General features: G+C 40.5%; 17 protein-coding genes, 8 tRNA genes and 1 rRNA gene. 5 read left to right on the forward strand and 21 right to left on the reverse strand.

All coding sequences use genetic code 11. The annotated features are described in order from the left end of the window. Nucleotides 1-7: 7 nt before the first annotated feature. Nucleotides 8-1,543, reverse strand: a 16S ribosomal RNA gene (locus PNIG_RS11105). A gap of 615 nt (nt 1,544-2,158) precedes the next feature. Between PNIG_RS11105 and PNIG_RS11110 the strand changes: the two genes are divergently transcribed. Then, nucleotides 2,159-3,577, forward strand: a complete 1,419-nt coding sequence (locus tag PNIG_RS11110) for an alanine/glycine:cation symporter family protein (RefSeq protein ID WP_011328579.1) — start codon at nt 2,159-2,161, stop codon at nt 3,575-3,577. A gap of 683 nt (nt 3,578-4,260) precedes the next feature. On the opposite strand, the gene PNIG_RS11115 is transcribed toward PNIG_RS11110, so the two are convergent. The 12 genes from PNIG_RS11115 to PNIG_RS11170 all read right to left on the reverse strand — a co-directional run bounded on the left by PNIG_RS11115 (nt 4,261) and on the right by PNIG_RS11170 (nt 9,769). After that, nucleotides 4,261-4,347 (reverse strand) — tRNA-Leu (locus tag PNIG_RS11115). A 38-nt stretch (nt 4,348-4,385) separates the two neighbouring features. Then, nucleotides 4,386-4,459: transfer RNA gene (locus PNIG_RS11120), tRNA-Cys, on the reverse strand. A 19-nt stretch (nt 4,460-4,478) separates the two neighbouring features. Beyond that, nucleotides 4,479-4,554: transfer RNA gene (locus PNIG_RS11125), tRNA-Gly, on the reverse strand. A 76-nt stretch (nt 4,555-4,630) separates the two neighbouring features. Beyond that, nucleotides 4,631-4,717, reverse strand: a tRNA-Leu gene (locus PNIG_RS11130). A 39-nt stretch (nt 4,718-4,756) separates the two neighbouring features. Then, nucleotides 4,757-4,832: transfer RNA gene (locus PNIG_RS11135), tRNA-Gly, on the reverse strand. A 64-nt stretch (nt 4,833-4,896) separates the two neighbouring features. Further along, nucleotides 4,897-4,983 (reverse strand) — tRNA-Leu (locus tag PNIG_RS11140). Between the two features lie 37 nt (nt 4,984-5,020). Then, nucleotides 5,021-5,094: transfer RNA gene (locus PNIG_RS11145), tRNA-Cys, on the reverse strand. A gap of 17 nt (nt 5,095-5,111) precedes the next feature. Continuing rightward, nucleotides 5,112-5,187, reverse strand: a tRNA-Gly gene (locus PNIG_RS11150). A gap of 216 nt (nt 5,188-5,403) precedes the next feature. After that, nucleotides 5,404-5,949 carry a CDP-diacylglycerol--glycerol-3-phosphate 3-phosphatidyltransferase gene (gene pgsA / locus PNIG_RS11155; RefSeq protein ID WP_089368514.1) on the reverse strand — a complete coding sequence of 182 codons (546 nt, stop codon included), beginning with the start codon at nt 5,947-5,949 and terminating at the stop codon, nt 5,404-5,406. 42 nt (nt 5,950-5,991) lie between these two features. After that, nucleotides 5,992-7,815 carry an excinuclease ABC subunit UvrC gene (uvrC, locus tag PNIG_RS11160; protein ID WP_089368515.1) on the reverse strand — a complete coding sequence of 608 codons (1,824 nt, stop codon included), beginning with the start codon at nt 7,813-7,815 and terminating at the stop codon, nt 5,992-5,994. A 9-nt stretch (nt 7,816-7,824) separates the two neighbouring features. Continuing rightward, nucleotides 7,825-8,475 (reverse strand): UvrY/SirA/GacA family response regulator transcription factor, encoded by a 651-nt coding sequence (gene uvrY, locus PNIG_RS11165; protein WP_089368516.1) that lies wholly within the window; start codon nt 8,473-8,475, stop codon nt 7,825-7,827. A 148-nt stretch (nt 8,476-8,623) separates the two neighbouring features. After that, complete coding sequence (locus PNIG_RS11170; RefSeq protein WP_089368517.1) at nt 8,624-9,769, reverse strand: dicarboxylate/amino acid:cation symporter; 1,146 nt, start codon at nt 9,767-9,769, stop codon at nt 8,624-8,626. A 692-nt stretch (nt 9,770-10,461) separates the two neighbouring features. Between PNIG_RS11170 and cysK the strand changes: the two genes are divergently transcribed. Continuing rightward, nucleotides 10,462-11,430, forward strand: a complete 969-nt coding sequence (gene cysK / locus PNIG_RS11175) for a cysteine synthase A (RefSeq protein ID WP_011328584.1) — start codon at nt 10,462-10,464, stop codon at nt 11,428-11,430. A 121-nt stretch (nt 11,431-11,551) separates the two neighbouring features. After that, nucleotides 11,552-11,986, forward strand: a complete 435-nt coding sequence (locus PNIG_RS11180; RefSeq protein WP_041454731.1) for a hypothetical protein — start codon at nt 11,552-11,554, stop codon at nt 11,984-11,986. Between the two features lie 75 nt (nt 11,987-12,061). On the opposite strand, the gene PNIG_RS11185 is transcribed toward PNIG_RS11180, so the two are convergent. The 8 genes from PNIG_RS11185 to PNIG_RS11220 all read right to left on the reverse strand — a co-directional run bounded on the left by PNIG_RS11185 (nt 12,062) and on the right by PNIG_RS11220 (nt 20,637). After that, on the reverse strand, nt 12,062-14,338 hold the full coding sequence (locus tag PNIG_RS11185) for an acyl-CoA dehydrogenase (RefSeq protein WP_192532206.1): 2,277 nt from the start codon (nt 14,336-14,338) through the stop codon (nt 12,062-12,064). A 242-nt stretch (nt 14,339-14,580) separates the two neighbouring features. Beyond that, on the reverse strand, nt 14,581-15,384 hold the full coding sequence (locus PNIG_RS11190; protein WP_011328587.1) for a putative porin: 804 nt from the start codon (nt 15,382-15,384) through the stop codon (nt 14,581-14,583). A 200-nt stretch (nt 15,385-15,584) separates the two neighbouring features. Beyond that, complete coding sequence (locus PNIG_RS11195) at nt 15,585-15,959, reverse strand: PH domain-containing protein (protein ID WP_011328588.1); 375 nt, start codon at nt 15,957-15,959, stop codon at nt 15,585-15,587. Continuing rightward, nucleotides 15,959-16,867, reverse strand: a complete 909-nt coding sequence (locus PNIG_RS11200) for an ABC transporter ATP-binding protein (protein ID WP_011328589.1) — start codon at nt 16,865-16,867, stop codon at nt 15,959-15,961. The genes PNIG_RS11195 and PNIG_RS11200 overlap by 1 nt, the downstream gene beginning before the upstream one ends. Beyond that, on the reverse strand, nt 16,864-17,691 hold the full coding sequence (locus tag PNIG_RS11205) for an ABC transporter permease (protein WP_086999203.1): 828 nt from the start codon (nt 17,689-17,691) through the stop codon (nt 16,864-16,866). The genes PNIG_RS11200 and PNIG_RS11205 overlap by 4 nt, the downstream gene beginning before the upstream one ends. Nucleotides 17,692-17,834: 143 nt before the next feature. Continuing rightward, a complete protein-coding gene (locus tag PNIG_RS11210) occupies nt 17,835-19,016 on the reverse strand; it encodes a cystathionine beta-lyase (protein ID WP_089368519.1) in 1,182 nt (393 codons plus the stop codon). A 2-nt stretch (nt 19,017-19,018) separates the two neighbouring features. Continuing rightward, on the reverse strand, nt 19,019-19,942 hold the full coding sequence (gene nudC / locus PNIG_RS11215; RefSeq protein ID WP_089368520.1) for an NAD(+) diphosphatase: 924 nt from the start codon (nt 19,940-19,942) through the stop codon (nt 19,019-19,021). A gap of 191 nt (nt 19,943-20,133) precedes the next feature. Then, complete coding sequence (locus tag PNIG_RS11220) at nt 20,134-20,637, reverse strand: LabA-like NYN domain-containing protein (protein WP_086999215.1); 504 nt, start codon at nt 20,635-20,637, stop codon at nt 20,134-20,136. Between the two features lie 150 nt (nt 20,638-20,787). On the opposite strand from PNIG_RS11220, the gene PNIG_RS11225 reads away from it, so the two are divergent. Both PNIG_RS11225 and PNIG_RS11230 read left to right on the forward strand, forming a co-directional pair. Next, a complete protein-coding gene (locus PNIG_RS11225) occupies nt 20,788-21,411 on the forward strand; it encodes a hypothetical protein (protein WP_041454486.1) in 624 nt (207 codons plus the stop codon). Next, a complete protein-coding gene (locus tag PNIG_RS11230) occupies nt 21,411-22,154 on the forward strand; it encodes a DUF3307 domain-containing protein (RefSeq protein ID WP_011328595.1) in 744 nt (247 codons plus the stop codon). Before PNIG_RS11225 ends, PNIG_RS11230 begins: the two co-directional genes overlap by 1 nt. Nucleotides 22,155-22,178 lie beyond the last annotated feature (24 nt).

Genomic DNA, 22,178 nt, shown 5'->3' on the forward strand with positions numbered 1-22,178 from the left:
AATCGTATAAGGAGGTGATCCAGCCCCAGGTTCCCCTAGGGCTACCTTGTTACGACTTCACCCCAGTCATGAATCACTCCGTGGTAAACGTCCTCCCGAGGGTTAGACTATCTACTTCTGGAGCAACCCACTCCCATGGTGTGACGGGCGGTGTGTACAAGGCCCGGGAACGTATTCACCGCGTCATTCTGATACGCGATTACTAGCGATTCCGACTTCATGGAGTCGAGTTGCAGACTCCAATCCGGACTACGACGCACTTTAAGTGATTCGCTTACCTTCGCAGGTTCGCAGCACTCTGTATGCGCCATTGTAGCACGTGTGTAGCCCTACACGTAAGGGCCATGATGACTTGACGTCGTCCCCACCTTCCTCCGGTTTATCACCGGCAGTCTCCTTAGAGTTCTCAGCATTACCTGCTAGCAACTAAGGATAGGGGTTGCGCTCGTTGCGGGACTTAACCCAACATCTCACAACACGAGCTGACGACAGCCATGCAGCACCTGTATCAGAGTTCCCGAAGGCACCAAACCATCTCTGGTAAGTTCTCTGTATGTCAAGTGTAGGTAAGGTTCTTCGCGTTGCATCGAATTAAACCACATGCTCCACCGCTTGTGCGGGCCCCCGTCAATTCATTTGAGTTTTAACCTTGCGGCCGTACTCCCCAGGCGGTCTACTTAATGCGTTAGCTTTGAAAAACAGAACCGAGGCTCCGAGCTTCTAGTAGACATCGTTTACGGCGTGGACTACCGGGGTATCTAATCCCGTTTGCTCCCCACGCTTTCGTACATGAGCGTCAGTGTTGACCCAGGTGGCTGCCTTCGCCATCGGTATTCCTTCAGATCTCTACGCATTTCACCGCTACACCTGAAATTCTACCACCCTCTATCACACTCTAGTTTGCCAGTTCGAAATGCAGTTCCCAGGTTGAGCCCGGGGCTTTCACATCTCGCTTAACAAACCGCCTGCGTACGCTTTACGCCCAGTAATTCCGATTAACGCTCGCACCCTCCGTATTACCGCGGCTGCTGGCACGGAGTTAGCCGGTGCTTCTTCTGTCAGTAACGTCACAGCTAGCAGGTATTAACTACTAACCTTTCCTCCTGACTGAAAGTGCTTTACAACCCGAAGGCCTTCTTCACACACGCGGCATGGCTGCATCAGGCTTGCGCCCATTGTGCAATATTCCCCACTGCTGCCTCCCGTAGGAGTCTGGGCCGTGTCTCAGTCCCAGTGTGGCTGATCATCCTCTCAAACCAGCTAGGGATCGTCGCCTTGGTGAGCCATTACCTCACCAACTAGCTAATCCCACTTGGGCCAATCTAAAGGCGAGAGCCGAAGCCCCCTTTGGTCCGTAGACATTATGCGGTATTAGCAGTCGTTTCCAACTGTTGTCCCCCACCTCAAGGCATGTTCCCAAGCATTACTCACCCGTCCGCCGCTCGTCAGCAAAGTAGCAAGCTACTTTCTGTTACCGCTCGACTTGCATGTGTTAGGCCTGCCGCCAGCGTTCAATCTGAGCCATGATCAAACTCTTCAATTAAAAAGTTTTATGTCTTTCGACAGCTCAATGAATTCTGAATTTATTTTAATATCTTTCGATATTGAATTGACTGTGCCGAATAATTACCGAAATAACTATTCTGTTGGTCACTCAGTTTTCAATTGAGACTCTAATTTGTTTGCCTCGCTAATTACCCATAAAGAGTAAGTAGGTTGGCTGTTAGAACTCAATCTGTACGAGTGCCCACACAGATGATTGCTTTATATTGTTAAAGAACGTTTTGAGTCGCTTTAGCGTCTCAAGGGATGCGTATGATACATCCTTTATTTTTCGAGTCAACACTTAGTTTTAAACTTTCTTTTTGGAAGATTTAAAACCGAAGTTTTATTTAACTCTCTGAGTAGTTCGCGTCTCGCTAGGCGTTGACGTTTCCCGTCTCAGTGGGGTCGCATTATAGGGAGCCGCAGATTTTACGCAAGCGTTTTTATCGCCTTTTTTGCATTTAATTTTTACCCCAAAGATACACAAGCCAGGCTCACAGGTTACCCACAAAAGCCTGTGGACAAGTCATTTTTTTACCTCGATTACTAAACTATTTCTCAAGCTTATGCTAAGTTGCGCGACAGATTTAAACTCGTTGATTAGGCAAATAGCATGACAGATATAATAAACAGTATAAGCAGCCTCTTATGGGGCCATGTTTTAGTATACTTATTAATAGCAGCAGGGCTGTTTTTCACCATTCGCCTTCGCTTTATTCAATTTGTACAGTTTCCTCACATGATAAAAGTGATGTTTTTGAGTCGTAGAGGTTCAGGCGATGGCATTTCTTCATTCCAAGCCTTTTGTACTTCACTCGCAGCGCGTGTTGGTACTGGTAATATGGCAGGTGTTGCAGTTGCACTTTATTTAGGTGGTGCTGGGGCTATTTTTTGGATGTGGCTTATTGCTTTAATTGGTATGGCGACTAGTTTTGCCGAGAGCACATTAGCGCAAGCTTATAAAACGCGTGATGAACAGGGGAACTTTCGTGGTGGCCCTGCTTATTATATGGAATATGGTTTAGGTAAGCGCTGGATGGGCGTTATTTTTTCACTGTGTTTAATATTAGCGTTTGGTTTTGTATTTAACGCAGTGCAATCAAACTCTATTGCAGCTGCATTTAAAGTCGCTTTTGATATTCCGAACTATGTAGTAGGTATTGCTTTAGTTATTGGCTCTGGGATCATTATTTTTGGCGGTTTAAAAACTATTTCTCGATTTGCAGAAATGGTAGTGCCTTTTATGGCTCTTGCTTATTTACTAGTGGCTTTGTACGTTTGTGCTTTAAATTACTCAGAGCTACCTGGTGTTTTTATGCATGTTATAAATAGTGCATTTGGCATTGAGCAAGCAGGCGCAGGCGCAATTGGCTACGGCGTTATGCAAGCGATGATCCAAGGCATTAAACGTGGCTTGTTCTCAAACGAAGCGGGTATGGGTAGCGCTGCTAACGCAGCTGCAACAGCAACACCTAACCCTCCCCACCCTGCCTCACAAGGGTATGTGCAAATGTTAGGCGTTTTTGTTGATACTATTGTAATTTGTAGCGCTACTGCGGCATTAATTTTATTATCACAACAACTTACTGCTGGCTCTGGTTTAACGGGCATAGCTTTAACTCAAGCAGCACTTGAGGAGCATGTAGGTAGTTGGGGTGCAATATTCGTTGCGATTGCTATTTTATTCTTTGCTTTCACATCTATTGTTGCTAATTACTCTTATGCAGAAACAAATTTATTATTTTTAGAGCATAACCATGCATACGGCATGTTGATTTTTAGATTGTTAGTATTAGGTATGGTGATGTTTGGCGCTATGGGTGAGCTACCATTAGTGTGGACTTTAGCTGATATATCTATGGGGTTAATGGCTATTGTGAACGTTATAGCATTATTTATGTTGTCAGGCGTAGTTGTTTGGCTTGCTAAAGACTACAACACGCAACGTCGTGCTGGGAAGTTACCAACCTTCGATCCAACTAAAAATAAGCATCTTGATAAAACAATTCCAAAAGGGATTTGGCATAAGTAATTAAATGCTAATATTGGTTAAATTAAAGGGAAGCTATAGTGCTTCCCTTTTTTTGCTTTTAAAGCACATCCCCATTGCTGGCTCGCCTTTATATGGCTAATAACGCTTCACTCTACACCTTCATACAATAACCTAAGCCTCAGAGACGCATGAGGCCTAACCTCCCCCCCTAAACTTAGTAACGATGATCTGGCGATTTAAATGGTAACGCTTTGCCGATTACTTATTGCTAACGCCTAGTAATCGTTACTCATGGTAAGCATTTAGTTTTGTATTGTAATACGTTCTCATGCGGCAAATACAAAACCCTATACTAGTGTATAGAGTCCTCATGTTTTGATTAGTATTCTAACTAGATGAAGTGTAGCCATGTAGCTAAGCGCTGCGGCGTTATTTCGTTACGGGATCTTTGGTATTATCAGCAAGTGTGGCTATTTCTTACGTGCAGTAACAATAAATAGCTAATTGCTTAATTGGAAATACTTATTTAGGTAAGGCTGTAGACTTTAAGATATAAATAAGCACTGAATCTAGCGTTATTCAAGGTAACTATTCACTTTAACAGACTGGGTTTTATTGTAGTAATAAGATGTGTAGTTTTATTATAACGAATTGATGCGTAAATACTGACTAATGTTATTGCCAGCTTATAGCATTGTTTATAAGTAGTAATAGCAAGAAAGTGGTGCCCGAGGCCGGAATTGAACCGGCACGACTTGTTAGTCGAGGGATTTTAAATCCCTTGTGTCTACCAATTCCACCACTCGGGCATCGAGTTTGCTAATTAAAGCGTGTGGAGTAAATTATATGGAGGCGGAACCCGGAGTCGAACCGAGGTAAACGGATTTGCAATCCGGTGCATGGCCACTCTGCCATTCCGCCTAAATGTATCCAAATAATTTGGAGCGGCACACGAGGCTCGAACTCGTGACCTCGACCTTGGCAAGGTCGCGCTCTACCAACTGAGCTAGTGCCGCATTTTTATTCTATAAGCAATGGTATTTACTTATACTATAAATTAGTATTTTATTACTCTGCCACTTTATATAAAATTGGTGCCCGAGGCCGGAATTGAACCGGCACGACTTGTTAGTCGAGGGATTTTAAATCCCTTGTGTCTACCAATTCCACCACTCGGGCATCGAGTTTGCTATTTAAAGCAAGTGGATAAAACTAATATGGAGCGGCACACGAGGCTCGAACTCGTGACCTCGACCTTGGCAAGGTCGCGCTCTACCAACTGAGCTAGTGCCGCATCATATTAGTTCTAAATTAAACATTTTATAAATTACACTTGGTAATGTAATAAAACCACAAAGTGGTGCCCGAGGCCGGAATTGAACCGGCACGACTTGTTAGTCGAGGGATTTTAAATCCCTTGTGTCTACCAATTCCACCACTCGGGCATCGAGTTTGCTATTTAAAGCATGTGGAGTGTTGCTATGGAGGCGGAACCCGGAGTCGAACCGAGGTAAACGGATTTGCAATCCGGTGCATGGCCACTCTGCCATTCCGCCTTAACAATGAGATAAACTGGAGCGGCACACGAGGCTCGAACTCGTGACCTCGACCTTGGCAAGGTCGCGCTCTACCAACTGAGCTAGTGCCGCATTTAATATTATTCAGTAAGCTTTCTATCAACTTGCAACGTATTGCAGTAAATATTCAGTAACTGATTAATTACCATTTAGTTTATCTTGGGGGCTATGCCCTCTCAACACGGACGCATTCTACAGAGATTATTAAACGCGTCAATACAAAAAATGCCACTTTCGAACTGTTTGATTATTTTTTATCTAATATGGTGCGTTATTAGACGTTTAGAATCAATTTTTGGTCAATTCACTCCATGCCGATACCAAATATTGCATCATAGAACTCAATGTTAGGAAGGTCGCAATATACAACAAACCAAAACTTAAATAATTCATCCAAGCATCGTATTGCCAAATTAGACCGATAATGGCTAACATTTGTGCTGCTGTTTTTATTTTACCCATATTAGATACAGCCACGTTATCGCGCTTACCTTGTTCTGCCATCCATTCACGCAGTGCAGAGATAACAATTTCGCGGCTTATTATAATAAGTGCCGGGATAGTCATATACATAGACTGATAATGCTCTGATAACGCGACTAAGGCAGCGCACACCATAACTTTATCGGCAACGGGATCTAAAAACGCACCAAAGGGGGTTGATTGCTCAAGTTTACGTGCTAAATAACCGTCGAGAATGTCGGTTATTGATGCAAACCAAAAAATAAAGGCGGCAGCAAAAAGCGCCCATGAATAAGGCAAATAAAATACCACCAAAAAAATGGGGATAAGAAAAAGTCTAAAGGTTGTGAGTGTGTTTGGAATATTCCACATAACTGCTTGGGTATGTCTTTTTTGCTATATTCGCATGAAGGGCTAACCCTTGTCATGCAAATGGTTAAATATCTTGTCAGCCATGTCAGGGCTGATCCCCGGTACTTTCTTTAACTGTTCTATATTAGCAGCTTTTACCCCTTGCATGCCCCCTAAATATTTTAATAATGTTTGTCGGCGCTTAGCACCTACGCCATTTATTTCTTCTAATAATGATTGCGTTCGTTGTTTTTGGCGCTTATTACGGTGCCCCGCAATAGCAAAACGATGTGATTCGTCGCGTATATGCTGAATTAAATGCAGTGCAGGTGCATCTGAATCCATTGGAATAGTTTTTCGACCACCGTCTATTAACAGTGTTTCGAGGCCGGGTTTACGGCTTGTACCTTTAGCTACACCAACTAACAAGGGCATTTTTGCATGTGGCCAAGTAGCAAAATACTGCTCTGCACGCCCTAATTGCCCTTTACCACCGTCTATAAAAATCACATCGGGTATTTTATCTTCATCAACTAATTTGTTGTAGCGCTTATTAAGCGCAAACTCCATGGCAGCATAATCATCTCCACCGGTTATTCCAGTCACGTTGTAACGCCTATACTCTTTAGTATTGGGTCCTTGTGAATCAAATACCACACAGCTAGCAACCGTGTTCTCCCCCATAGTATGGCTTATATCAAAACATTCCATTCTGGTTATATCATCAAGGCGTAGGGTAGCTTTTAATTGCGCATAGCGTTTATTAATAGAGTCTTGGGTGCTTTGCTTAACGGTAATACTATTTAATGCGTTTTTATTGGCTAACTGCAAATACTGGGCACGCTCACCCCGAGTAACTACTTTAAGAGTTACTTTACGCTCACTTATTTGCGTAAGTGCTTGGCCTAATACGTCGCTTTCTTGTATTTCGAACGGCAAAATGATTTCTTTTGCGATACGCCCAGTTGCCCCCGGCGCTAAATAGTACTGGCCTAAAAACGAAGTCAATATTTCTTGTTCACTTGAGTCTTTTGGCACTTTTGGAAAGTAGGTTTTACTGCCCAATACTTTATGGTCGCGGATCATCAATAAGTGAATGCCATTTAAACCATTTAGGTGTGCAAAGCCTACAACATCCATTTCTGCAAAATTACCCGAAATAGACTGTTGTTCCTGCATTTTACGCAGCAACATTATTTGGTCACGCACTTTTGCAGCCAACTCAAAATTTAGCTGCTGGCTAGCTGCTTCCATTTTTTTAATGAGATCGGCGATTACCTCATGTGATTTACCCGTTAAAAACTTACGCACATAATCAACTTGCTCAGTATAATCTTCATCTGAAACTTTATTTACACACGGGGCTGAGCATCGTTTGAGTTGATATTGTAAGCATGGTCGGCTGCGCGCACGGTAATAAACATCTTCGCATTGACGAATGGGAAATATTTTTTGCATCAGTCGTAAGCTTTCTGATACCGCCCCCGCACTTGGAAATGGGCCAAAATACTCACCTTTTACTTTACGACTGCCACGATGAAACGCTAATCGAGGATGTTTATGATTAGTAAGTAATATATAAGGATAGGATTTATCGTCGCGTAATAAAATATTGTAACGAGGCTGATACTTTTTTATCAGATTGTTTTCAAGTAATAGCGCTTCGGTTTCGGTATTAGTAAGCGTTACTTCAACATTACAAATATTACTGACTAAAACACGGGTTTTGCTGTCGGTGATGTTACTTCTAAAGTAACTACTCACCCGTTTTTTTAAATGCTTTGCTTTACCAACATAAATTACTTGATTGTCACTATCGAGCATACGGTAAACCCCGGGCTCACTCGATAGTGTTTTTAAAAACTGGACGTGATCAAATTCAGACATAAATTATGATTAGTACGATATGTCTATATCAATCATTTTATAGCGAATAGCTAAATGAGTCAGCTCTACATCGCCACTCACATTTAGTTTTTCAAACATACGATAGCGGTAGCTATTAACTGTTTTAGAGCTTAAATTTAAACGCTCAGCTATACTTTGTGCTTTTTCACCTTTGGTGATCATTAGCATTATTTGCAGTTCTCGCTCTGACAAACTCTGAAATGGACTTTCATCTGTGCGCCCACTTACCTGTGCTAATGCAATTTGCTGTGCAATTTCAGGTGCAATATAACGCTGCCCTGCATGCACACAGCGTATAGCACGTACCATTTCATCAGACCCAGCACCTTTAGTTAAAAAGCCATGCGCGCCAAGCTGCATTACGGTACTAGGATACGGATCTTCACAATTAACAGTAAGCACTATAATTTTTACATCTGGGCAATAACGACAAATCTTTTTCGTCGCCTCAAGGCCACCAATACCGGGCATATTCATGTCCATAAGTACTATATTGGGTGAGTGTTGACGACAAAATTGCACTGCCTCTTCACCTGTTTTAGCTTCTCCAACAACTTTAAAGCCTCGTACATCGTCAAGAATCCGCCTGATCCCTGTTCGTACCAACTCATGGTCATCAACTAAAAGTACATTAATCAATGGAACATCCTCACTAGCCTAATAAAATGCAATTTAATAATATTAATTTGCCACAGTAACACAGTTAAAATAAAACAATAACCGATATTATTTCATCGTTTAAGGTGTGTTAATACATGTATATTAACAGATTAACACACCCAGTTTATTATGCTTTTTCGCTAAAGCGATCTACCCACAAAGCAATAACGCCATCACCGGTTACGTTACACGCAGTACCAAAACTGTCTTGGGCTAAATATAGTGCAATCATTAAAGCTACTGCGCCTTCATTAAAGCCTAGCATAGTTGTTAATAAACCCAGTGCCGACATTACTGCACCACCTGGTGCACCTGGTGCGGCAATCATTACTACACCTAACATCATAATAAATGGCAACATGCCCATTAATGAAGGTGCTTGCATGCTTGGTGATAAAAACATGACCGCCATTGCACAGGTTACAATTGTAATTGTAGAGCCCGATAAATGAATTGTCGCACAAAGCGGAACCGTAAAATTGGCTACGTCTTCTTTTACGCCATTCGACTTACTTGATTGTAATGATACTGGAATTGTTGCAGCGCTAGACATTGTGCCCAAAGCGGTAAAGTACGCTGGTAGCATATTTTTAATTAATTCGATTGGGTTGCGTTTTAGTAACAAGCCTGTAGATACATATAAAACAGTAAGCCATAACCAGTGCATAACCAGCGCTGCAATAAGTACTACGCCAAATGCTTGTAGGGTATCAACAACTGTTCCTGCTACCGTCATTTCGGCAAATACACCTGCAATATAAAATGGTAATGCCGGTATTATCACCTTAGATAATAAGCCATCAACAATATCACGCCCCTGATCAGACACTGTTTTAAGCGTAGTCAATTCAAGCTGGCTCATGCCAATACCAAATATAAATGCGCTCATTAATGCAGTCATCACGCCCATTAGTGGCGGAATTTCTAAATCAATAAAACTACCAACTTGTGTCGCTGATTCAGCTTCAAATGTAATACCGCCACTTAAAAATGGAATTACTGTGCTAACCAGTAAAAAAGCCAGTGTGCCAGCAATAACAGTAGAGCCATAAGCAAAACCAACTGTTTTACCTAATAAGTGCCCTGACCCTTTTGGTAGTCCAGCAATACCCGATGCAATAAAAAATAAAATGATCAGCGGTATAGTAAAGGAGATCAATTGTCCAATCAGTTCTTTAACAGTATATAAAAGTTCAACGCCTATTAGTGGTAAATAGAGTCCAGCTAAGATACCGGCCACAATACCGGCAATTAATTTTAAGATTAACTTCATTGTGATTGCTTTCTTGAATTTAGATACTGTGTTTTTATCATGTTTTGCATAGCTTGTATCATAAAACTGTTCAACTGCAGTTCATTTGCACAAATAAGCAACAATACGGTGAGTATTAAGTCTTTAATAGATTAATTGTTAGAATATAAATAAATATAACACGCCTTTCAAAAGTTTATTTTTCTACTTAATCTGAACTCTGATTAAGAGATTTACTAACGTATTGAATCATAGTTATATTTAATTTTATTTTCTCTAGCCAGAAGTTTTCAATGAAAACAAGGCGAATTTACGCGTCAATAGCTGGCCTATTGCAAGTAAATTCAACGCAGTTAGCGCTGAAAATAGCTGCTTGAGATAGATTTATTATCCGGAGCTCAGGTTCCTTAAGTAACACTTGTAATGATCACGAGGCCAAGTTTTTATTTAATTAGGGTTTATTTATCTTTTAAGCGTCGTTAGCGTCAATTAATGAGCAGTAACCACATTAAGAAGGCCCTACATAGCTCAAAAATCAACCACACTGCGGTAAATTCAAGCTCTAGAAATAAACACATCCTCGTTATAAGCCCAATAAATATATGTTATAGCCAAACTTTACTTTAAATTTTTTAAACTCACAGTAAAGTATGCTTATATAGTTAATAGCAAAACTACTAACATGTTAAGCGGATTGTATCCAAAGGAACATTATGTCTACTATTTTTGAAGATAACTCACTAAGCATTGGTAATACACCGCTGGTAAAACTTAACCGTGTTACCGGTGGCAACGTATACGCAAAAATTGAATCTCGCAACCCAAGCTTTAGTATAAAATGTCGTATTGGTGCATCAATGATTTGGGAAGCTGAAAAATCAGGGCAGCTAACGAAAGATAAAGAACTAATTGAGCCTACATCTGGTAATACCGGTATTGCGCTGGCGTTTGTGGCAGCATCTCGTGGTTATAAACTAACCCTTACCATGCCAAATACTATGAGTTTAGAGCGCCGAAAACTGCTCAAAGCATTAGGTGCAAACCTAGTACTAACCGATGGCGCAAAAGGTATGAACGGTGCAATTGATAAAGCAAAAGAAATTCAAGCAACCGCTCCCGATAAATATATTTTATTACAACAATTCGAAAACCCGGCAAACCCTAAAATTCACTTTGAAACCACCGGCCCTGAAATTTATGATGCCCTTGATGGTAAAGTAGACTTTTTTGTTGCAGGCGTTGGTACTGGCGGGACTATCACTGGTGTTAGTCGCTACCTTAAAAACGAAAAAGGTCTCAATGTAAAATCGATTGCTGTTGAGCCAACAAATTCACCGGTTATTAGCCAAACGCTAGCAGGTGAAGAAATTAAGCCTGGGCCACATAAAATTCAAGGTATTGGTGCTGGCTTTATTCCTGGTAACTTAGATTTAAGTGTGATTGATGGTGCAGAGCAAGTATCTAACGAAGATGCTATTGCGATGGCACACCTACTAATGAGACAAGAAGGTATATTAGTAGGTATTTCATCTGGCGCAGCGGTTGTTGCGGCGAAACGTATTGCTGAAAAGCCTGAAAATGCAGATAAAAATATAGTGGTTATTTTACCAAGTGCCACTGAGCGTTATTTATCAAGCCCCATGTTTGATGAAGAGTTTAGTGAACAAGAGCTCGTACAATAAGTATTTTGTTTGAAAAAAGGATGCTCTTAGCATCCTTTTTTATTACTTATTTATTCACCCCCCTTTACATCCGTGCAATAAAGCCACACACTTTGTAAAGAATGAATAAATTATATTGATGATGAAAAAACTAACCTCTTTTTTAAGCTTAACTTTTTGCCTATTTATTATTAGCTGCACTGAAGAAGTTGCCCAAGTTAATAGCACGCCGGGCGATGCTGCAACGGCTTATTTTGACGCGCTTTATAATCAAAAAAATCTGCATAAAGCCAGCACTATGGCAACCCCAAACCTTGCCCGCATTATGAAATCATACGGTACTGCTAAGCAATTTTCTCGCACCTTATTAAACATGCAATATGATCAAGTGGTTATAGAAGTTGATATGTCTAATATGAGCTTACGGGAGCAATATGGCGACTCGGCTAAAATTAATCTTATATTCACCGGCACTCTAAATGGTAAAAAAATTGATGATATGCGCAGCGTTAAAATGCGTCATAAAAAAGGCCTATGGTATATAGATAAAATAGTGACCGATCCTTACGCTCGTTAACTTAAATGAATTAAACGCAAAAAGGCCTTACATTTGTAAGGCCTTTTCGTTTTAGTTATTACTTAAAGCACTGCGTTATAGCTCACCAGGTTGAAAGTTATCAACTGCTATGGCTTGCTTTCTTAATTTATTAGCATGATGCATTGCATCGGCATCGGTTTGCTTTAATAAATCGTTTTCAAGCGCATAATTAATCGCCCCCTCAATATCAAGCGTAGCGGGTACCTTCCCTTTACGCTGCCATTGTTTTAGATCTTTAAATTGTGTTTGCATATCATGCATTGCTAAAAATGCACTTTCCATTACACCCGTACCCGCGTTTTCATCCACATAACATAAATGCGTTAATCGGTTTCTAAACACACCTGGTTGAGTCATATGTTTACAAATACTTTGTGCAATGGCATCACTTGGTTTGTGATAATGATTACCGAGTGGGAATACAATACGTTTGAGCACAAAGTTAACCACCGGGTTTGAGAAATTTTTAAAGAAACCATCAAATGCTTGGCCAATTTCATACAATGACGTTTCTATTGCGTATTTAACAAAGGGTAAGTCGGCTTGTTGGCGCCCTTCGTCTTCAAAACGTTTTAGTACGGTTGACGCTAAGTACAAATGGCTTAATACATCACCTAAACGTGCCGATATCATTTCTTTACGTTTAAGTTCTCCGCCTAACATGAGCATGGCTACATCTGTACATATGGCAAGGCCACGGCTCATTCTTGTCAGTTGCTTATAGTAAACTGCTGTTTCGCCACTTACCGGTGCTTTAGCAAAACAACTACGCGTTAAACCATGCACAAGTGCCATGCTGGCGTTGCACGCGGCAAACATAATATGGTCCATTAATAAACCATCAAATTGCTCTAATGCAGCGTCATCATCTTCCATCGCTGCCGCTTCCATTTCTTTTAATACAAACGGATGACAACGTGTGGCACCTTGGCCAAATATCATTAAATTACGCGTTAAAATATTAGCGCCTTCTACCGTAATCGATACCGGGATCCCCATATAGCCATGCGCTAAATAGTTATTTGGACCAACCTGAATGCCTTTACCTGAATGAATATCCATCGCATCGTTCATTACTGTACGACCCATTTCAGTCATATGGTATTTAGCAATAGCGGTAACAACTGAAGGGCTGAGTTTTAAATCAATTGCACCTGCCGTCATTAAACGACACGACTCAAGCGCATAGGTTAAACTACCAATACGTGCAAGTGCCTCTTGTACACCTTCAAATTGACCAATAGACACACCAAACTGTTGGCGCACCATGGCGTAAGCTGAGGTCATTTTAGCGGCTAAATGCCCTGTTGCTGTACTTAATGCTGGCAATGAAATGCCACGCCCTGCACTTAAACACTCAACCAACATGCGCCAACCACGTCCAGCGCCTTGCTGCCCGCCTATAATCCAATCCAGTGGAATAAACACATCTTCACCGTACGTTGTGCCATTCATAAACGCCATATTTAGTGGGTAATGGCGCTCGCCAGTTTCAACTCCAGGGTGATCAGTAGGGATAAGCGCACAGGTAATTCCCAGCTCTTTTTCTCCACCTAATAAACCGTCAGGGTCATACATTTTAAAGGCAAGCCCTAAAACCGTTGCCACAGGCGCAAGCGTAATATAACGTTTTGACCAATTTAAACGCAGGCCTAAAACCTCTTCGCCATTATGATCCCCCATACACACCACGCCTGAGTCAGGAATGCTTCCTGCATCAGATCCGGCTTCTGGACCTGTTAGTGCAAAACAAGGTACATCTTCACCAGTCGCCAACGTAGGCAACCAGCGGTTTTGTTGCTCTGTAGTACCGTAATGTAGCAGTAATTCACCTGGGCCTAAGCTATTAGGTACCATTACGGTAACAGCTGCTGTTAAGCTTTTTGTGGCAATTTTTGACACTATAGTAGAGTTTGCAATCGCAGAAAATTCACGCCCACCAAATTTTTCAGGAATTATTAATGCAAAAAAACCTTCCGATTTTAAGTAATCCCAAACATCTTTTGGTAAGTCTTTATCTTTTTGCACAATTTGATAATCGTCAAGCATAGCCAATAAAGTCTCTACTTGATTATCCATAAAGGCGTTTTCTTTATCACTTAGCTCAGGCTTAGGAAAGCGGTGCAGCTTTTGCCAGTCTGGGTTACCACTAAATAACTCACCATCCCACCAAACATCACCAGCTTCCATTGCCTCGCGCTCGGTTTGTGATAACGGCGGTAATACTTTTTTAAACATTTTAAAGGTAGGTCGACTGATTAAATTGAGGCGAATATTTTTAACTGCAAATATAACCACCACCACGACCAGCAATATAATAAAAAATGTCATGTGCATATTCCTTGATACATTGAATGAAAATAGTGGTTTAATTATGACCGTTCTCAAGTTAAATACAATCATTCTTCAGTCGTAAGTTATGCTTAGTTTATTTAAAAATCACCTCTTTTAACTTTCTGCATAGCTTTAGTTATTATTTTTAACTCAATTACTTACTTTAAAAATACAAAAACCCCGCTTAGTATTAAGCGGGGTTTGTTTTTACTCTTAAGTAAATTAACTATAAGCCTTAATTAAAACTGAAAACGCATGTTAGCAAAGTAAGCATCGTTGCCTGAATCATCAGCATTGTTACCGTAACCAACTTTAATACCTACATTTTCATTAATGAAATGCTGAGCACCAAAGCTGTAAGCATCTTGCTTGTTGTAGTTAGCAAATACAGATGTTGCTTTTGAGAAGTAGTAGTTAGTTTCTGCTACCCATTGGTTTTCTTTATCATCAATGCTCTCGTACTTACCTTCAAACGTTAAGAAGTTACCTTGCTGCAAGTCAATAAAGTATTTAGCTGCTACTGCACGGTAATCAAAGTCGTCATCAGCGGTTACTGTTACACCAATGTAGTCAGTGCTGTTTAGCATGTGGTTGTAAGCTAAATCAAATAACGCAAAATCTTCACCGTTTTTGTTTTCAACTAAAGTTACTTTAGCCAGTAAGTTTGGGTTAAAAAAGAAACCACCTGAAAGCGTGTAAAACTCATTGTGCGAACCAGTATCAAGGTTACTGTAAGATGCACCTACCACAAAGTTGTTAATAAAGTATTCGCCACCAACTGAAGTTACGTCACTAGAGTCGTCGTCAGCGTAGCTGCCATATACATTACTTTGTTTATTTATGTATTCAAACTGATCGTACGGGCCTAATGTTTTTTTAGGCGATAAATAGTAAATAGAATCCACCGCAACGGTATTGTTATTGCTGCTAGTTTCATGCTTAAAGCCTAGGTTACTAATTGACTGATAGCTATCTGCTGCCATTGCAGTGGTTGCAGCGCTAGATAATAAAATACTTGAGATAATAACTGCTAACTTTTTCATTATGATAAATCCCTATTTATATGACTTTTTTATGTCTTAGCTGGGTAGCTGAGATCGAGGGACATGCTAACGCTGTGAAACTGAATGAAAACTTAACTAAGCACTTGTATTCATTAAGTTAATTGTAATGAAGTGTAGGTATGTGTAAGATTAAAGTAATTGCAACACCATGCTAACAACTACTTTAACTAAACTAAGTATTACAGTGCATATTGGCTAATAATACGATAAACATCATTAATATTATCGCCAGACTTAAAGTCTTTACTAATAGGTGTAGAGTCTGAGCCAACCCATATTTTCAGCTCGGCATCTAGATCAAAATGCCCTGCGCTTTCTTTACTAAACTTTGTTATTTTTGAATAAGCTATACTGATCATCTCCATTTTAGAACCAGTAACACCTTGTTTATCTATCAAGATCAATCGCTTGTTAGTAAAAATAAACATATCTCGTATTACTTTATAAGCCTTTTCAACCTGTTCGCCTTCTATTAAGGTATTTAATAATACTTTTTCTAAGTCGGCATCATCTACTTCGCTAGCGTTACCCATTAACCCACTGAATAATCCCATTATAATTTCTCCTGTTTAAAAATTTGATTCTCTAGGGTGTGTCCGTTCACAAGCTGCCTATATTGCCAGTTATGCTGATGGCAAAAGTTAAGCAATGCAATATCAAGCGGTTCACCTGTAGGCTGGTACTCAATTACAAACTCTTTATGTTGGCTCATATATACACGGCTTATACCTGCTATCGATTGCAACTGCTGCTCTACATTTTGATAATTTTCATTAAGCATTAGGGTATAAAAATGTGTATCTGACTTGTTTTCTTTGGTTTGATGCTCGCTTAAAACGCCTTTATCTAAATGCAATACTTGCGAGCAAAGTCGCTCCAGCTCAGTTAAATCGTGCGAGCTTAAAATAAAAGTAGCCTGCTCACTTAAATCAGAAACCAGCTCGCGTACTTCTCTGGCATGAATAGGATCAAGCCCCGCAGTGGCTTCATCAAGCATCACTATTTGCGGCTCACCAATAAGCGCCTGTGCTATGGTTACACGTTTACGCATACCGTGTGATAAGTCCCCTGCACGCTGCTTTGCAATCTCTTTTAGACCAACCAAGTCAAGTACACGTAGCGCCTCAGTTTGGCTTTGCTTAGCGCCCATACCCTGTAGTTTTGCATAAAAGGCAAGTTGCTTGTCTATATTAAAACGAGGGTCAAGCTGCGCGTCTTGCGGTAATGCACTTACTTTATTAAATAAAGCTGCGCTGCCAGGCTTATGCCCTAATATTTCAAGACTGCCTTTACTGGGCGCTATATAGCCGCATAACAAACTAAATAAGGTGGTTTTACCCGCGCCATTTGGCCCAACAAGCGCCACTGGCGCACCTTTATTTATTTCAAAGTTCACATTATTAAGCGCAAGTTTTGCGCCATACGATTTACTCAAACCGCTGCCTGTAATTAATGCTCTCATAGTGAGCTCCTTGCAAAAACACGCTGAGCAACGCTTAGTAATACCGCTGTTTGGATCAGTGGAATAGCCACCGCGCTTAGTAATGGTAAATTTTGTCCAGCTAATAGCTCTATTTGTACACCCGGAAATAAATAATCAAGCATACCTAATGCGGGGATTTGCCACTGCAAAATACCAACAACAATACCGCCTGCAGTAAAATATAAAATTGCCAACACTATAGATAAACGCGATGAGCGAGCAAAGGTATTTATCAACGTCATAAGAGCTACAAATGGGCACAGAGTAACCACTAATATTAAAAATATAGAAAGTGCGCGGGCAAAGCCACCAGCAAGTAAACTAGGATCTCTAAACCCCAGCACAGCGAGCGTAGCCACCAGGGTAATACCTACCAAGCATGCTAATACCGCTAATTGCCCTAAAAAACGGCCAAAGAGTATTTCAAAACGTGTTGAACGCAGCGATAAAAAACGAAGTGTGCCACGCTCTCTATCGCCTACCGTTTGGTCGCTGCAAATAAACACACTAAATATCGGAAAGCTATACAAAGCAATCAGCCAATACATAGCAAATTCGGCCTCAGGCCAATCAAGTAATTTACTTAAACCTATGGAGCCAGATATGTCACGGGCAATTTGTTCAAAATCGGGCGCACTTACAATGCCTACCGCTTGCCCTATCGGGTAGCGCAGTATTATTAGCCACACCAATGCAAAGGCAGCTAATGCAATGAGCCCACGTTTAGTTAAAAACATACGTACGAGCTCAAAGCCTGCTATTTGCGTTAGTCGCCCTATGTTTATCGGTAATGGTGTTGCCATTGACTATCCTTAATGACTTTTTGTTTTCAGTATATTTATCCACACTAAGTGTAAATACCTTGAATTACCAGCAAAAAAAAGCTCACCAATGGTGAGCTTTGTAACAATACATTTTAATCTAACAGCATAAATTACATTAAAAATTATAAATGCTGCTTATAAACCTCAAGTGCTTGGCTTAAGTCGTTGATTAAATCGTCTACATCTTCAAGGCCTATATGCAAACGAATAACGGGCCCTAAATCCCAACCTGTATCAGAACGCAGTCCTTTCATGGTTAAATTAGCGGTTACTAAGCTTTCAAAGCCGCCCCACGAAAAACCCATTTTAAAATAGTGTAGGCTATCTAAAAACGCATCTATGGCAGCCTGATCCCCTGCTTTCATTACTATTGAGAACAAACCATTACTGCCATCAAAGTCACGTTTAAAAAATTCATGCCCCGGGCAAGTAGCAAATGCTGGGTGGCGAATATGATCAACAAGCTCATGTTGCTCAAGCCATGTAGCCACTTCTATTGCTGCTTTTTCGTGTTGATTTAAACGCACAGCCATAGTGCGTAAGCCCCTAAGTGCTAAATATGCATCGTCTGCGCTAGTGCATTGCCCGAGTAAATAGGAGTTTTCGCGCAAAGTTAGCCAATACTTTTTATTAGCAACAGCCACGCCCATCATTACATCAGAATGGCCTACTATATATTTAGTAGCTGCTTGAATACTAATATCAACACCGTGCTCAAGCGGACGATAATGCAAACCGTTGCCATAGGTATTATCAAGCATGGTCATTATGTGGTGCTCGTTTGCTACTTTTACCATAGCCGGTACATCTTGAATTTCCATGGTAATAGAGCCCGGCGATTCCAAAAACAATACCTTGGTGTTTGCTTTAATGTAGTCTTTAATTCCAGCACCTATAGTAGGTGGGTAATACGTAGTGCTAATACCCAGGCCGGCTAGAATTTTATCGCAAAAATCACGAGTAGGTTCGTATACATTATCAACCATTAAAATATGGTCGCCGGTTTTTAAAAACGACAGCAAAGTTTGGCTAATTGCAGCTGCGCCACACGGATAAAGTACACACCCTTCGCCGCCCTCAAGCTCAGTTATCGCCTCTTGCAGCGCAAAGTGGGTAGTTGTGCCTCTACGGCCATAAAATAAGGTTTTGTCACCACATGTTTTAGCGGCTTTTTTTAATTCTGCTACTGAGTCAAATACTATGGTTGATGCACGTTGCACAACCGGATTAACTACACCGTGGGTATAGGCTTTTTTACGTCCTGATGTAACAAGTTGGGTATTTTTATTGCTTTTGATCGTCATGCTTAATCCTTATTATTTAGCCAGTACTCAATTAAATAGCGAGAAATAGAATCTGTTCTGGGAAGCTTTAAATGCTCCCCTTCGTCATGCCAATTACCAAACTGGCGTAACTCTTCACGACTAAACCACTTAGCATCGTCAAGTTCGTTTTTATCAACATTAATATCTTCTGTAACCGCTTCGGCAAAAAAGCCCAGCATTATTGATGAAGGAAACGGCCAAGGTTGTGATGCAACATAACGTACATTATTTACTTCAATACCCGCCTCTTCTTTTACCTCACGAGCTACTGCTTGCTCGAGTGTTTCACCGGGATCAACAAAGCCCGCTAACGACGAATACATACCGCTCGCCCACGCAGCTTGACGACCTAGTAAACAGCGCTCTACCCCATCGGCAAACACTTTAGTAACCACCATAATTACTGCAGGATCAGTGCGCGGAAAAGTAGGGTGTTTACAGTTTTCGTTTTCGCATACTCGCGAATGCCCGGCTTCTACTAAATGATTTTTACTGCCGCAACGTCCACAAAAACTATGGGTTGCATGCCAATAACATAAGCCGCGTGCAAGTGCCGCTATTGAAGCGTATTTAATGGTTACTTGAGGGCCGTATTGGCGTATGTCAACAAACTGTGCGCCGTCAATTAAAGGATCAAGTATGCTGGTATCTAGCTTAGATACATCAAGAGCAAACACCCCATCTTTTGCATTGTTTAAACCAACAAAAATAGCATTAGTTAAATCTAAATGGGCAACCTGTTGATACGATAAATAACTAACTTTTGGGGTATCTTTAATAAATAAGGTTTGATTATTTTTAACTAAAACCCACTTACTTTGCGCCGACATATGCGCTTTAAGCCATGCTGGGTCGTTACGAAAATTTGAGCCTCTGTCTAGTGGCATGTTGCTGTAATGAAGCATTTAAATCCTTAGGTACACGTTATGTTTTAAAATTACCATAACCCTTTAGTAAACCCAATTTATTAGCGCGATAAAAAAAGCCTAAAATAGGCTCAATTGCTATATAACACTGCAGTATTAAAAAGTCTCATGTTGCAGGGGCTAATAGCCTATGTGAGTGTTATTTTTTTGGCTATTTAGTAAACCTTGATTTAAAGCAAAAATGTATTGTCGATTAAATGAAATTGCTCAGCACTTTGTTTTAATGCCTCTGCGGTTAACCTATCAGCGCCATATACATCACACGGAACATTATATTGGCTTTTTAAATGCCCCAACAATAAAGCAAAGTCGCCATCACCAGAGAGTAAAATAACTTTATCAAGGTTTTTACCATGCTCAAGCATATCAATGGTTATACCCACATCCCAGTCGCCTTTGGCACTGCCATCGCGGCGTTGAATAAATGGCTTAAGTTTTACCTCAAAACCAATTGCACGCAAAATATTTTGAAACTGGCTTTGTTTTTCATCCCCTCGGTAAATTGCATAAGCAAACGCACATTCAATATTATATTGCTGCGCCATAACTCGCCAAAATGCGTTGTAATCAAAGTTTTTTCCGTAACTTTCACGGCAAGTGTAATAAATATTTTGTACATCGACAAAAATACCTACACGGGGTTTGGTATTTTGCAGCTCGTGTTGTGAAGTCATTTAATTTCCTAATCAGGATTTATAGTAATGGCGTGGTGCTATTAAAATAAGTGTACCTTGCATTTTTTATTTAAGTAACCTAAATTGGTTACTTAACTCCATGTAACCAATTTAGGTTACATTTTAAAAAGTAACTATTTCGAGGCTCATATGATTGGTGTGATCAGCGGCGACATTATTAAATCGCAAACTATTCCTCAGCAGCAGTACGATGCCATGCTTTATCAGCTAGAGCAAAGCCTAAGAAGTATTACCACACAGCGCACTCATTGGAATATATACCGAGGCGATGCCTTTCAATTACAGTTAAACAACCCAGAGCAATTATTTAAAACCGCTATTTTAGTGTATTTACACTTAAAAGCATCGGGGTATGAACTACGCCAAAGTATGGCTTTAGGGAAAATAGATAATCCGCGCAGCGATATAAAAACCGCAACCGGCTCTGCCTTTACTCTCTCTGGGCAAGGGCTAGATAAAATAGCCAATCAACGCTTTATTATTAATATTGCAGAGCAACAACTCGATGAGAGCTTAAGCCTTAATCTAGCCTTTGTAGATGTGTTACTCACTAAAATTACGCTAAAGCAGGCCAATGCCTTGTATGTGTACTTAACTAAAGCCGACAACAGCCATGCCGCTGTAGCTAAAGAGCTAAAAACAAGCCGGGAGAATGTTACTAAATTGCTTAATTTAGCGCATTACCAACTAATAGAGCGTTTTATTAAATACACTCAGCAATGTATCCAAAAAATAATCGCAGGAAGTAAATAATGGCATTTTCACTCTTACTCGTTGCCCTTATTATTGGCCACCTACTCGCCGATTTTTACTGGCAACCCATGAGCTGGGTAAACGACAGAAACACCCGCCACTTTAAAGCAAAAAAACTTTACTACCATGTATTAGTTCACGGCGTGACTAGCGCACTAATTATTACGCTTTGGGAGTATACCTTTGGCTGGCAACAACTGAGTAGCGTATTTCTTGCCACCAGTATTATCGTGATTAGCCACTACTTTATTGATATTGCAAAATCGTACTCTAATAAAGGCGTAGTGCCTTTTTTATTCGACCAAATTGCACATATCATCATTATTATTGCGATAAGTATTTGGCTAACTGACAATCTGCAGTTTACTAACAGTGTAATGGCGCTATTAACCAACTCAAAAGCGCTGTGGGTTATAGCTGGTTACCTCATTATTTTAAATCCCAGTGCCGTATTTATAAGAATGATGTTAGAGCGTATAACCAACCACTTTTCAAGTGATGGTAGCCTGCCCTTAGCTGGACAAAGTATTGGCATGCTTGAAAGAGTACTGATGCTGACGTTTATCTTATTAGATCAGTTTGCAGGGCTAGGGTTTTTAATTGCCGCTAAATCTGTATTTAGATTTGGCGATTTAAGTGCCAGTAAAGATAAAAAGCTCACCGAATATGTAATGCTAGGCACACTACTTAGCGTAAGTGTTACCTTATTTGTAGGATTAGGAATTAATTACTTAATCAGCTAGCCTGTAATAATAGCAAAGCATACA

Origin of the sequence: Pseudoalteromonas nigrifaciens (genome assembly GCF_002221505.1) — a bacterium.
Lineage (GTDB): Bacteria > Pseudomonadota > Gammaproteobacteria > Enterobacterales > Alteromonadaceae > Pseudoalteromonas > Pseudoalteromonas nigrifaciens.